This is a genomic window from Pseudomonas sp. FG47, from assembly GCF_057809115.1.
The window spans coordinates 106503-117690 of the sequence record NZ_JBMDJI010000015.1 but is presented as its reverse complement, the minus strand read 5'-3'; the positions used below and the strand labels follow the sequence as shown (position 1 = coordinate 117690).

Below are 11188 nucleotides of genomic sequence, written 5' to 3'. Positions count from 1 at the left end.
CCAGCCTCCGCGGCGCCTGGTTCGCCAGCAAGCTGGCTCCTACAGGACCGAGACGACCGGCAGAACCCGTAGGAGCGAACGGCGGCAAAGCAGGCGCTGGGTCAGATCTCGACCTGGGTCCCCAGCTCGATCACCCGGTTCAGCGGCAGATTGAAGAAGCGCAGGTTGCCGTTGGCGTTCTTCAGCAGGAACGCGAACAGGTTGCCCCGCCAGCGCGACATCCCCTCCAGGCGCGAGGCGATCACCGTCTCCCGGCTGAGGAAATAGGTGGTGCGCATCGGGCTGAAATCCAGCTCGTCCAGGTGGCACAGCTTCAATGCCGCCGGCACGTCCGGCTCGTCCATGAAGCCAAAGTGCAGCAACACCCGGAAGAACCCATCGCCATAGGCTTCCACCTCGAAGCGCTCATGCTCCGGCACCCGCGGCCGGTCCTCGCTGACCACCGTCAGCAGCACTACCTGGTTGTGCAGCACCTGGTTGTGCAGCATGTTGTGCAACAGCGCATGGGGTACCGCGTCGGGCCGCGCGGTGAGGAACACCGCGGTGCCCTCGACCCGGTGCGGCGGCTGCACGCGAATACTGCCGATGAACACCGGCAGCGGCAGCGCGCCTTCGTCGATGCGCTCGACGAGGATCTGCTTGCCACGCTTCCAGGTGCTCATCAGCAGGAACAGCACCCCGCCCGCCAGTACCGGGAACGCGCCACCCTGGACGATCTTCGGCACGTTGGCGGCGAAGAACAGCCCATCCACCAGCAGGAACCCCACCAGGATCGGCACCGCCAGCAGCGGCGGCCATTTCCACAACAGCAGCATCACCGAAGCCACCAGGATGGTGGTCATCAACATGGTGCCGGTCACCGCCACGCCATAGGCCGCCGCCAGTGCCCCGGACGACTCGAAGCCGATCACCAGCAGCACCACGCCGACCATCAGCGTCCAGTTCACCGCGCCGATATAGATCTGCCCCTGCTCGTCACTGGAGGTATGCTGGATCTGCATGCGCGGGATATAACCCAGCTGGATGGCCTGGCGGGTCAGGGAGAAGGCCCCCGAGATCACCGCCTGGGAGGCGATCACCGTGGCCATGGTCGCCAGCCCGACCAGCGGCAGCAGTGCCCAGCCCGGCGCCAGCAGGTAGAACGGGTTGCGCGCGGCCTCCGGGTTCTGCAGCAGCATCGCGCCCTGGCCAAAGTAGTTGAGCACCAGCGCCGGCAACACCAGGGCGAACCAGGCGCGGGCGATCGGCTTGCGGCCGAAGTGGCCCATGTCGGCGTACAGCGCCTCGGCGCCGGTCAGCGCCAGCACCACCGCGCCAAGGATCGCCACGCCCATGCCCGGGTGCACGATGAAGAAATTCAACGCCCAGCCCGGGTTGAAGGCCTTGAGCACCTCGGGGCTCTGGGCGATGCCGTGCACCCCCAGCGCACCCAGCACCACGAACCAGGTGACCATGATCGGGCCGAACAGCTTGCCGATCTTCTCGGTGCCGTGTTTTTGCACCAGGAACAGCGCCACCAGCACCACCAGCGAGATCGGCACCACCCAGTGATCGATACCGTCGAACGCCAGGCCCATGCCCTCCACTGCCGACAGCACCGACACCGCCGGGGTGATCATGCTGTCGCCGTAGAACAACGAGGCGCCGATCAAGCCGCAGCCGACCATCAACGCGCGCAGCTTCGGATGACTGGCCGTGGCCCGCCGCGCCAACGCGGTCAGCGCCATGGTGCCGCCTTCGCCCTGGTTGTCGGCGCGCAGAATGAACATCACGTACTTGAACGACACCACCCACAACAGCGACCAGAGGATCAGCGACAGGATGCCCAGTACGCCATCGTGGTTGACCGGCACCCCGTAACCACCGGTGAAGACTTCCTTGAGGGTATACAACGGGCTGGTGCCGATATCGCCATAGACCACCCCGACAGCTGCCACCAATAGGCCCAACGACCGCGTTGCGCCCTGCCCGCCTTCGGCGTGACTGCTTGCCTGAACCATCGACCACTCCCGCAGAAGGCCTTCTAGACCGGTTGAACTGCCACCCGCGCCAGGGCATCCCGGATGCCCCCGCGCAACGGCGCGAAGCATAGCGCAGCGTTCGTCGTATTTCTGCTGGTAAAGCGACCTTGCGCTCGCTAGAATTGCGCACTTTTTGATCAGAGGCGCGAAAAGCGCCCACCAGGAGCGCCCCCGTCAGCGGCCGGGCGACCTGTATTCAATACCGAGGTTAGCCATGTCCACCACTCCCGCCACTCCGAAGGTCGGCTTCGTTTCCCTGGGTTGCCCCAAGGCCCTGGTCGATTCCGAGCGCATCCTCACCCAGCTGCGCATGGAAGGCTATGAAGTCGTGCCCACCTACGAGGACGCCGACGTGGTGGTGGTCAACACCTGCGGCTTCATCGACAGCGCCAAGGCCGAGTCGCTGGAAGTGATCGGCGAAGCCATCAAGGAAAACGGCAAGGTCATCGTCACCGGCTGCATGGGTGTCGAGGAAGGCAATATCCGCGACGTGCACCCCAGCGTGCTGTCGGTCAGCGGCCCGCAGCAGTACGAGCAGGTGGTCAACGCCGTGCACGAAGTGGTGCCGCCGCGCCAGGACCACAACCCGCTGATCGACCTGGTGCCACCCCAGGGCGTCAAGCTGACCCCGCGTCACTACGCCTACCTGAAGATTTCCGAAGGCTGCAACCACAGCTGCAGCTTCTGCATCATCCCGTCGATGCGCGGCAAGCTGGTCAGCCGGCCGGTCGGCGAGGTGCTGAGCGAGGCAGAGCGCCTGGTCAAGGCCGGCGTCAAGGAGATCCTGGTGATCTCCCAGGACACCAGCGCCTACGGCGTCGACGTCAAGTACAAGACCGACTTCTGGAACGGCCGCCCGGTCAAGACCCGCATGCTCGAGCTGTGCGAAGCCCTGAGCAGCCTGGGTGCCTGGGTGCGCCTGCACTATGTGTACCCGTACCCGAACGTCGACGACGTGATCCCGCTGATGGCCGCCGGCAAGATCCTGCCTTATCTGGACATCCCCTTCCAGCACGCCAGCCCCAAGGTGCTCAAGTCGATGAAGCGCCCGGCCTTCGAGGACCGTACCCTGGCGCGCATCAAGAACTGGCGCGAGCAGTGCCCAGAGTTGGTGATCCGCTCGACCTTCATCGTCGGCTTCCCCGGCGAGACCGAAGAAGACTTCCAATACCTGCTCGACTGGCTGACCGAGGCCCAGCTCGACCGCGTCGGCTGCTTCCAGTACTCGCCGGTCGAAGGCGCCCCGGCCAACGACCTGGGCCTTGAAGAAGTGCCAGATGACGTCAAGCAGGACCGCTGGGACCGCTTCATGGCCCACCAGCAGGCGATCAGCGCCGCGCGCCTGCAACAGCGCATCGGCAAGGAGATCGAAGTGCTGATCGACGAAGTCGAGGAGCAAGGCTCGGTCGGCCGCAGCTTCTTCGACGCACCGGAGATCGACGGCAGCGTGTTCATCGACGGCGACCATGGCTTCAAGCCAGGCGACAAGGTCCGCTGCCGGATCGTCGACGCCGACGAGTACGACATGTGGGCCGAGCCCATCTGAGCGAAACCCGCCTGAAAATACCCCGCCAGCTGGCGGGGTATTTTTTTGCATCTATGTTTTCCTCAATGGCCCCCGAGGATCACAGGATGTCGCCCACCGTCACGCTGCACACACCTCATCAGAGCGATTATCCCGAGCTGGTCCGGGTGTGGGAGGCGTCGGTGCGGGCCACCCACGATTTCCTGCCCGAGGGCTACATCCTGCTGCTGCGCGAGCACGTGCTGCGCAAGTATCTGGATGCCGTGATGCTGGTCTGCTGCAAGGATGCCAGACGGCACATCCGCGGCTTTGCCGGGGTGGCCAACGGCCGGGTCGACATGCTCTTCGTCGCGCCCGAGCACCGTGGCCAGGGCATCGGACGGCGCCTGCTGCGCCACGCGGTGAACGAATTGAACGCCGAACGCCTGGACGTCAACGAACAGAACCCGCAAGCCCTGGGTTTCTACCTGCATGAAGGCTTCGAGATCTACGGCCGCTCGGAAACCGACGGCCTAGGCCAGCCCTATCCCCTACTACATATGAGGCTTGTTCGTACAACGTCCTGGCACTCAAGCTCAGGAAACCACCACCGCGCTCCGAAATGGCGCAAATGACATCGATTTGCAGCCGCTACCTTGCGCAGGCAGGTACAATGAAGGCTTTCCTTACCGCGTGATGCCCCTGTCCATGTCCGAACCCATTCGTCTCTCCAAACGCCTCATCGAACAGCTTGGCTGCTCCCGCCGTGAGGCCGAACTGTACATCGAAGGTGGCTGGGTCACGGTCGATGGCGTGGTGGTCGAACAACCCCAGTTCAAGATTACCGAACAGCAGGTCGAGCTGCTCCCGGGCGCTCGTGCCGACTCACTCGAACCGGTCACCTTGCTGCTCAACCAGCAGGCCGGCCAAAACAGCGCAAGCGCCCTGGCCAGCATCAGCATGGCCAGCCTCAGTGAAGCACACCGCGACGGCGTGCGCCCGTTGCATGGGCATTTCGCCCGCCAGGCCTGCATCGTCCCGCTGCTGCCCGGCGCCAGTGGCCTGCAGCTGTTCACCCAGGACTGGCGGGTAACCCGCAAGCTCGAGGCCGACCTGCGCCGCATGGAGCAGGAATATATCGTCCAGGTCAGTGGTGAAGCCAAGCCAGGCGCGCTCGAGCGCCTGGCCCGCGGCGTGGAGCGCAAGGGCGTCGAACTGCCGAAGGCCAAGGCCAGCTGGCAGAACGAGCAACACCTGCGCATCGTGCTGAAGAACCCGCAACCGGGCTTGATCGAACAGCTTTGCGAAACCGCTGGCCTCGAGGTACTGGCGATGCGTCGCATTCGCCTTGGCGGGGTATCGATGGGCAAGCTGCCGCTGGGCCAGTGGCGCTACGTGGCCGCTACAGAACGCTTCTAGCATTACCGCCGCGCAATGACTGACGCGGCAACAGAACAGGATTCGCTGCAATGAACCACAACGACGTACTGCGCAGCCTGCGCTACATGCTCAAGGCCAACGACCAGAAAATGGCCGAGATCATCAAGCTCTCGGGCCTCGAGGTTCCCGTCGAGGCCATCGCCACCTATGTGAAGAAAGAAGAGGAACCCGGCTTCGTACGCTGCCCGGAGAAGGTCATGGCACACTTCCTCGACGGCCTGGTGATCCACCGCCGTGGCCGCGACGACAGCCGCCCGCCGCAACCGATCGAGCTACCGGTGACCAACAACACCATCCTCAAGAAGCTGCGAGTTGCCTTCGAGCTCAAGGAAGACGACCTGCACGCGGTGCTCAAGGCCGTCAACTTCCCGGTCTCCAAGCCAGAGCTGAGCGCGCTGTTCCGCAAGGTCGGCCACGACAACTACCGCCCTTGCGGCGACCAGTTGCTGCGCAACTTCCTCAAGGGCCTCACCCTGCGCGTGCGCGGCTGAGGCAGTGATGCAACACACGGTCTCGCCAGTCGGCATCCTGCGCTCCTGCTTCAAGGAGAAGTTCGCCATTCCACGCCAACCGCAGCTGGCGCCCGCCGCCCGAGGCGTGCTGGAACTGCTGCCGCCCTTTGACCAGGGCGATGCCGTCGAAGGGCTGGAGCAGGTCAGCCACGTCTGGCTGCTGTTCCTGTTCCACCAGGCCCTGGAAGACAAGCCACGGCTCAAGGTACGCCCGCCGCGCCTGGGCGGCAACAAGAGCATGGGGGTGTTCGCCACCCGCGCCACCCATCGGCCCAACGGCATCGGCCAGTCAGTGGTACGCCTGGAAGGCGTGGAGCCCGGGCGCCTGCTGCTGTCGGGTATCGATCTGCTCGATGGCACGCCGGTGCTGGATATCAAGCCCTATGTGCCCTATGCCGATAGCGTCAGCGGGGCAGTCAACCGGATGGCCAGTGACGCACCTGCGGCGATTGCCGTCGATTGGAGCGACAGCGCCCTGCCCCAGGCACACGAACATGCGCTGCGCCTGGGCGAACCGCTGGTCGAGCTGATCGAGCAGTGTCTGGCCCAGGACCCACGCCCTGCCTACCAGGTACCACCGCCCGAGCGGGTATATGGGGTGAAGTTCTGGGATGTGCAGGTGCGCTGGCATTATCCGCAACCGGATGTGATCCGGGTGCTGGAGGTGGCGCCGGAGTGATCCGGTGTCGACACGGGCTTGCCCCGCGATAGCACACACGGCAGAAGCTGTTCTGCGGGCATAAAAAAACGCAGGCCAGGCCTGCGTTTTTCATTTCTGCCGCTCGCCTTACTTCTCGACGAACGCACGCTCGATCAGGTAGTCACCCGGTTCGCGCATGCGCGGCGAAATCTTCAGGCCGAAGCTGTCCAGCACTTCGCTGGTCTCGTCAAGCATGCTCGGGCTGCCGCAGATCATAGCGCGGTCGTCCTGCGGGTTGATCGGTGGCAGGCCGATGTCGCTGAACAGCTTGCCGCTGCGCATCAGGTCGGTCAGACGGCCCTGGTTCTCGAACGGCTCGCGGGTCACGGTCGGGTAGTAGATCAGCTTGTCACGCACGGACTCGCCGAAGAACTCGTTCTGCGGCAGGTGCTCGGTGATGAACTCGCGGTAGGCCACTTCGTTGACGTAACGCACGCCGTGGACCAGGATCACCTTCTCGAAACGCTCGTAGGTTTCTGGGTCCTGGATCACGCTCATGAACGGCGCCAGGCCGGTGCCGGTGCTCAGCAGGTACAGGTGCTTGCCCGGATTGAGGTCGTCGAGTACCAGCGTGCCGGTAGGCTTCTTGCTGATGATGATCTCATCGCCTTCCTTAAGGTGCTGCAACTGTGAGGTCAGCGGGCCGTCCGGCACCTTGATGCTGAAGAACTCCAGGTGCTCTTCCCAGTTTGGCGAAGCGATGGAATAGGCGCGCATGAGCGGACGGCCGCTATCCTGCTGCAGGCCGATCATCACGAACTGACCGTTCTCGAAGCGCAGGCCCGGGTCACGGGTGCACTTGAAGCTGAACAGGGTGTCGTTCCAGTGGTGCACACTGAGGACACGTTCGTGGTTCATGTTGCTCATCGATGGGGCTCCTGAAGGAAAACGCGGCGCGCACAAGACGCGCAGTTGCGCGATAGTTTAGGGGCAGCGACAATATCTGTTAACTGAATTATCAAGATATGTGTTATCGGTTATATAGATATGCGATTTACACTTCGTCAGCTCCAGGTCTTCGTCGCCGTCGCTCAGCACCAGAGTGTGTCCAGGGCCGCTGGCGTGCTGGCCTTGTCGCAATCGGCCGCCAGCACCTCGATCACCGAACTGGAGCGCCAGTCCAGCTGCCAGCTGTTCGACCGCGCCGGCAAGCGCTTGAGCCTCAATGCCCTGGGGCACCAACTGCTGCCGCAAGCCGTCGCCCTGCTCGATCAGGCCAAGGAAATCGAGGATCTGCTCAACGGCAAGTCCGGTTTCGGCTCGCTGACCGTCGGCGCCACCCTGACCATCGGCAACTACCTGGCCACCCTGCTGATCGGCAGCTTCATGCAGATACACCCGGAAAGCCAGGTGAAACTGCATGTACAAAATACCGCGCATATCGTGCAACAAGTCGCCCACTACGAAATTGACCTGGGTCTAATCGAAGGCGACTGCAACCACCCCGACCTGGAAGTTCAGCCCTGGGTGGAGGACGAACTGGTGGTGTTCTGCGCGCCACAACATGCGCTGGCCAAGGTCGGCCATGCCGATATCGAGCAATTGGCCCATGAAGCATGGATTCTGCGCGAGCAAGGTTCGGGCACGCGCCTGACCTTCGACCAGGCCATGCGTCATCACCGCGCCAATTTGAACATCCGCCTGGAGCTGGAGCATACCGAGGCGATCAAGCGCGCCGTGGAATCAGGCCTGGGTATTGGCTGCATTTCGCGCCTGGCGCTTCGCGACGCATTTCGTCGCGGCAGCCTGGTACCGGTGGAAACCCCGGCGCTGGACCTGTCGCGGCAGTTCTACTTCATCTGGCACAAACAGAAGTACCAGACCTCGGCCATGCGCGAGTTTCTCGAGCTGTGCCGCAGCTTCACCGCAGGCGTGCGCCGCAGTGACGAAATCGTCCTGCCGCCGATCGCCTGAGGCTCAGCCGAGCAGGATCACGCCCCAGACCAACGCGACCATGGTCATTGCCACCAATTGCGCGGCGCTGCCCATGTCCTTGGCATTCTTCGACAGCGGGTGGCGGTCCAGGGAGATACGGTCGATGGCCGCCTCCACCGCCGAGTTGAGCAGTTCGACGATCAGCCCCAGCAGGCACACGGCAATCAGGATCGCCCGCTCACCGCGGCTGACCGGCAACCAGAAGGCGATGGGAATCAGCAGCACATTGAGCAGCACCAACTGGCGAAAAGCCGCCTCGCCCTTGAAGGCGGTGCGCAGGCCGTCGAACGAGTAGCCCGCGGCATTGACGATACGTTTGAGGCCGGTCTGGCCTTTGAATGGCGACATGCGTGTGTGTCACTTCACCGAGAAAAAGGCCAGCAGACTAGACCAGTCGGGGTCAAAAAAGCGTGAAGCTGCGCCCCTCAAGTAGCCGAAACCGATTCGAGTTGTTGCAACAGCAGCGCCGCCTGGGTGCGGGTGCGCACGCCCAGCTTGCGGAAGATCGCTGTCACATGGGCCTTGATGGTCGCTTCCGAAACGCTCAGCTCATAGGCGATCTGCTTGTTCAACAAGCCTTCGCAGACCATGGTCAGCACGCGGAATTGTTGCGGGGTCAGGCTAGCCAGCCCTTCGCTGGCGGCCTTGGCCTCCGCCGACACGTCGACTTTCTCGAACGCCTGGGGCGGCCACCAGACGTCGCCGTCGAGCACGTTGCGCACCGCTTCCTGAATCTTGCTCAGCTCGCTGGACTTGGGAATGAAGCCGCTGGCACCGAATTCGCGGGACTTCACCACCACCGACGCTTCTTCCTGCGCCGACACCATCACCACCGGGATCTGCGGATACTGGCCGCGCAACAGGACCAGCCCGGAGAAGCCGTAAGCGCCTGGCATGTTCAGGTCCAGCAGGACCAGGTCCCAGTCGGACTTTTCCGCGAGGCTGGCCTCCAGTTCGGCGATGCTCGCCACTTCCACCAGGCGCACGTCCGGGCCCAGGCCGAGGGTAACGGCCTGGCGCAGGGCACTGCGAAACAACGGGTGGTCATCGGCAATCAGGATTTCGTATGTGGCCATCGATCTATGGATCCTGTTCTGTGCCGGGCGCTTGGGGTACGGGCGCGCCTGGCAGGCAACTCATGGCGCGAACGGCAGGGCCGCCGGCCGGGATGGCACGGCGAAGTCCGGGGTAACAGCAGCTTCGTCGTGCCTGAAGCGGCGCCAAGGATGCCGAGCACGAACCGGGTGGTCAAGCCGGTCGACTCCGCCCACCCTGGCTGCCAGCCCCGACAGTATGAACCAAACCGTCGGGCCTGCCCCTTGGACTATAGGAAGGTATGCAAACGCTGATGCACCTCATCCTGCGCATCCAGCGCCAGGCGACGCTTGCCGCTGAGGTAGTGCAGGCTGAACACATCCAGGTAGGCGTCCAGGGCCTGGGAGGCCTGGCTGTCGCCGGCCAGCTCCAGGCACATGGCGGCCACCTCGGCGGTACAGAAGTGGTCATCGCGCTTGGAGCGGCGCAGGCGATAGCGCGACATCTGCTCGGCCTGCAGGCTCAGCACCGGGAAACGGTCCAGGTACGGGCTCTTGCGGAACATCTTGCGCGCCTCGGTCCAGGTGGCGTCGAGCAAGATGAACAGCGGGCGCTTGCCCGGCTCGCGCAGCACCTCGCTGACTACCCGCTCCTGGGCGACGAACTCGCCGGGGAAGACGATGAAAGGTTGCCACCGCGGGTCGTCGAGCAGCGCCAGCAGACGCTCGTCCACCGCGGTGCGCAGCCAGCCGAAGGCCGAGGTGTCCTCGATCAGGTCGGCAATCAGCCAGCCGGTGTTGGTCGGCTTCAACGGCTCGGTGTCATGCATCAGCAGGCACACGCCGGCCTCGGCCTGGACCTTGGGTTTCCAGGCGCACAGGCAGTGGCTGGCGATCACTCGGCAATCCGGGCAACGCTCGGCGCGCGAGCCACGGGCAATGAACGGCTTGTTGCTGCGGGCCAGGCGCTCGGCGCGCAAGCGCGCTACCGCGTGACTCATGGCAGCAGGCCTTGGAGGGAAGATGGGCGGGGCACGGCGATAACTCGGTAAAAACAAAGGCGCAGTCTACCAGAGCATGCGTCATTTGCCGTGCAGCCTGGCCGATGGCTCCTTTATAATCCCAGGTTCTGGCGGCCTGGAAACCCAGCGGTTTCATGGAACGCCGCCCGCCGGCGCCGGTCAAAGCGCCAGTCATCGAACCAGGAGAGATTCATGCTGCGTCTTATCGCCCCGACCCTGAGCCTGCTGCTCGCCCTGCCCCTGGCGGCCCAGGCCGCGTCCAAGCAGGAATACGAGCTGACCCAGATGCTGCAGAAGGTCGCCAAGGAAAGCAGCGTCGGCACCCCACGGGCCATCAACGAAGACATCCTTGACCAGGGCTATACCGTCGAAGGCAAGGCACTGGTCAACCACCTGAGCGTGCGTCAGGAGCATGCCGCGCGCATGCAGGCCAACCCCGCGCAGGTGCGCAGCCAGCTGGGCGACAGTGTTTGCCGCAACAACGGTTATCGCCAGTTGATGTCCAAGGGCGCGGTGATGGTCTACCGCTTCAGCGTCTACAAGACCAACCAGCCGGTCATGGACCAGGCCTTCGATGCCGCCAGCTGCACGGCCGGCAACAAGAAGAAGTGATTTCAGGCCACCTGGTTGCCGTCACTGGCGCGCCGTTGCTCATCTTCGGCGCGTAGCTCGGCCAACAAGGCCTGTAGATAGCGCGAATGCCGCTCGTGGCCTTGCAGGCGGCGCAGGCACTCAGCCTCCAGGCTCAGGCAATGAGCCTGCGCCTCTCGTTCGAGCAGTTGCAACAGCTGCCCGTCCACCTCCAGCACCAACCGATGCATACCACCACCTCCCTGCACCGCGCGTCTGGTCGCCTCCAGTAAACCAAAGCCGAGCAGAGTCTCGCTCCGATCTGACAGGCGGCACGAAGCCGCGCCAGCGTCTAGATTGATAACGAGTGTCCATAACAACGACAACGCGATGGAACTGCCACTGCAACATGGCCTTGAAGGCCTACTGCAACGCTCGGGGCGCACGCTC

General features: G+C 63.8%; 13 protein-coding genes. 7 read left to right on the top strand and 6 right to left on the bottom strand.

Going from position 1 to position 11188, the window contains the following annotated elements; genetic code table 11:
• Window positions 1-101: 101 nt before the first annotated feature.
• Window positions 102-2000 (bottom strand): potassium transporter Kup, encoded by a 1899-nt coding sequence (locus ACODS5_RS13835; protein WP_489108941.1) that lies wholly within the window; start codon window positions 1998-2000, stop codon window positions 102-104.
• A 235-nt stretch (window positions 2001-2235) separates the two neighbouring features.
• Between ACODS5_RS13835 and rimO the strand changes: the two genes are divergently transcribed.
• The 5 genes from rimO to tsaA all read left to right on the top strand — a co-directional run bounded on the left by rimO (window position 2236) and on the right by tsaA (window position 6156).
• Window positions 2236-3567, top strand: coding sequence for a 30S ribosomal protein S12 methylthiotransferase RimO (gene rimO / locus ACODS5_RS13830; RefSeq protein ID WP_489108940.1), 1332 nt, complete (start codon window positions 2236-2238; stop codon window positions 3565-3567).
• A gap of 86 nt (window positions 3568-3653) precedes the next feature.
• Window positions 3654-4160 carry a GNAT family N-acetyltransferase gene (locus ACODS5_RS13825; protein WP_489108939.1) on the top strand — a complete coding sequence of 169 codons (507 nt, stop codon included), beginning with the start codon at window positions 3654-3656 and terminating at the stop codon, window positions 4158-4160.
• A gap of 73 nt (window positions 4161-4233) precedes the next feature.
• Window positions 4234-4944 (top strand): rRNA pseudouridine synthase, encoded by a 711-nt coding sequence (locus ACODS5_RS13820; protein WP_489108938.1) that lies wholly within the window; start codon window positions 4234-4236, stop codon window positions 4942-4944.
• A gap of 50 nt (window positions 4945-4994) precedes the next feature.
• On the top strand, window positions 4995-5456 hold the full coding sequence (locus ACODS5_RS13815; RefSeq protein WP_134689464.1) for a YehS family protein: 462 nt from the start codon (window positions 4995-4997) through the stop codon (window positions 5454-5456).
• Window positions 5457-5463: 7 nt separating this feature from the next.
• Window positions 5464-6156 carry a tRNA (N6-threonylcarbamoyladenosine(37)-N6)-methyltransferase TrmO gene (gene tsaA, locus ACODS5_RS13810; protein WP_489108937.1) on the top strand — a complete coding sequence of 231 codons (693 nt, stop codon included), beginning with the start codon at window positions 5464-5466 and terminating at the stop codon, window positions 6154-6156.
• A 108-nt stretch (window positions 6157-6264) separates the two neighbouring features.
• On the opposite strand, the gene fpr is transcribed toward tsaA, so the two are convergent.
• Window positions 6265-7044: a ferredoxin-NADP reductase gene (fpr, locus tag ACODS5_RS13805; RefSeq protein WP_011535180.1), complete on the bottom strand. Its 780-nt coding sequence runs from the start codon at window positions 7042-7044 to the stop codon at window positions 6265-6267.
• Window positions 7045-7164: 120 nt separating this feature from the next.
• Between fpr and ACODS5_RS13800 the strand changes: the two genes are divergently transcribed.
• On the top strand, window positions 7165-8091 hold the full coding sequence (locus ACODS5_RS13800; protein WP_489108936.1) for a LysR family transcriptional regulator: 927 nt from the start codon (window positions 7165-7167) through the stop codon (window positions 8089-8091).
• A gap of 3 nt (window positions 8092-8094) precedes the next feature.
• On the opposite strand, the gene ACODS5_RS13795 is transcribed toward ACODS5_RS13800, so the two are convergent.
• The 3 genes from ACODS5_RS13795 to ACODS5_RS13785 form a co-directional block, all read right to left on the bottom strand.
• Window positions 8095-8460 carry a diacylglycerol kinase gene (locus ACODS5_RS13795; RefSeq protein ID WP_134689470.1) on the bottom strand — a complete coding sequence of 122 codons (366 nt, stop codon included), beginning with the start codon at window positions 8458-8460 and terminating at the stop codon, window positions 8095-8097.
• 77 nt (window positions 8461-8537) lie between these two features.
• Window positions 8538-9188, bottom strand: a complete 651-nt coding sequence (gene erdR, locus ACODS5_RS13790; protein ID WP_134689472.1) for a response regulator transcription factor ErdR — start codon at window positions 9186-9188, stop codon at window positions 8538-8540.
• Window positions 9189-9436: 248 nt separating this feature from the next.
• Window positions 9437-10147 carry a tRNA-uridine aminocarboxypropyltransferase gene (locus ACODS5_RS13785; RefSeq protein ID WP_134689474.1) on the bottom strand — a complete coding sequence of 237 codons (711 nt, stop codon included), beginning with the start codon at window positions 10145-10147 and terminating at the stop codon, window positions 9437-9439.
• A gap of 213 nt (window positions 10148-10360) precedes the next feature.
• Here ACODS5_RS13785 and ACODS5_RS13780 point away from each other — a divergent pair, with 213 nt between their 5' ends.
• Window positions 10361-10780 (top strand): quorum-sensing-regulated virulence factor family protein, encoded by a 420-nt coding sequence (locus tag ACODS5_RS13780; protein ID WP_489108935.1) that lies wholly within the window; start codon window positions 10361-10363, stop codon window positions 10778-10780.
• Between the two features lie 2 nt (window positions 10781-10782).
• On the opposite strand, the gene ACODS5_RS13775 is transcribed toward ACODS5_RS13780, so the two are convergent.
• Window positions 10783-10989 carry a hypothetical protein gene (locus ACODS5_RS13775; protein ID WP_489108934.1) on the bottom strand — a complete coding sequence of 69 codons (207 nt, stop codon included), beginning with the start codon at window positions 10987-10989 and terminating at the stop codon, window positions 10783-10785.
• Window positions 10990-11188 lie beyond the last annotated feature (199 nt).

Bases quoted from the DNA above. Each gene is read 5' to 3' on its own strand.
- ACODS5_RS13780 (WP_489108935.1), top strand. From the start codon at position 10,361: ATGCTGCGTCTTATCGCCCCGACCCTGAGCCTGCTGCTCGCCCTGCCC.
- ACODS5_RS13775 (WP_489108934.1), bottom strand. From the start codon at position 10,989: ATGCATCGGTTGGTGCTGGAGGTGGACGGGCAGCTGTTGCAACTGCTC.
- ACODS5_RS13815 (WP_134689464.1), top strand. From the start codon at position 4,995: ATGAACCACAACGACGTACTGCGCAGCCTGCGCTACATGCTCAAGGCC.
- fpr (WP_011535180.1), bottom strand. From the start codon at position 7,044: ATGAGCAACATGAACCACGAACGTGTCCTCAGTGTGCACCACTGGAAC.
- ACODS5_RS13835 (WP_489108941.1), bottom strand. From the start codon at position 2,000: ATGGTTCAGGCAAGCAGTCACGCCGAAGGCGGGCAGGGCGCAACGCGG.
- ACODS5_RS13800 (WP_489108936.1), top strand. From the start codon at position 7,165: ATGCGATTTACACTTCGTCAGCTCCAGGTCTTCGTCGCCGTCGCTCAG.
- ACODS5_RS13820 (WP_489108938.1), top strand. From the start codon at position 4,234: ATGTCCGAACCCATTCGTCTCTCCAAACGCCTCATCGAACAGCTTGGC.
- ACODS5_RS13795 (WP_134689470.1), bottom strand. From the start codon at position 8,460: ATGTCGCCATTCAAAGGCCAGACCGGCCTCAAACGTATCGTCAATGCC.
- tsaA (WP_489108937.1), top strand. From the start codon at position 5,464: ATGCAACACACGGTCTCGCCAGTCGGCATCCTGCGCTCCTGCTTCAAG.
- ACODS5_RS13825 (WP_489108939.1), top strand. From the start codon at position 3,654: ATGTCGCCCACCGTCACGCTGCACACACCTCATCAGAGCGATTATCCC.
- erdR (WP_134689472.1), bottom strand. From the start codon at position 9,188: ATGGCCACATACGAAATCCTGATTGCCGATGACCACCCGTTGTTTCGC.
- rimO (WP_489108940.1), top strand. From the start codon at position 2,236: ATGTCCACCACTCCCGCCACTCCGAAGGTCGGCTTCGTTTCCCTGGGT.
- ACODS5_RS13785 (WP_134689474.1), bottom strand. From the start codon at position 10,147: ATGAGTCACGCGGTAGCGCGCTTGCGCGCCGAGCGCCTGGCCCGCAGC.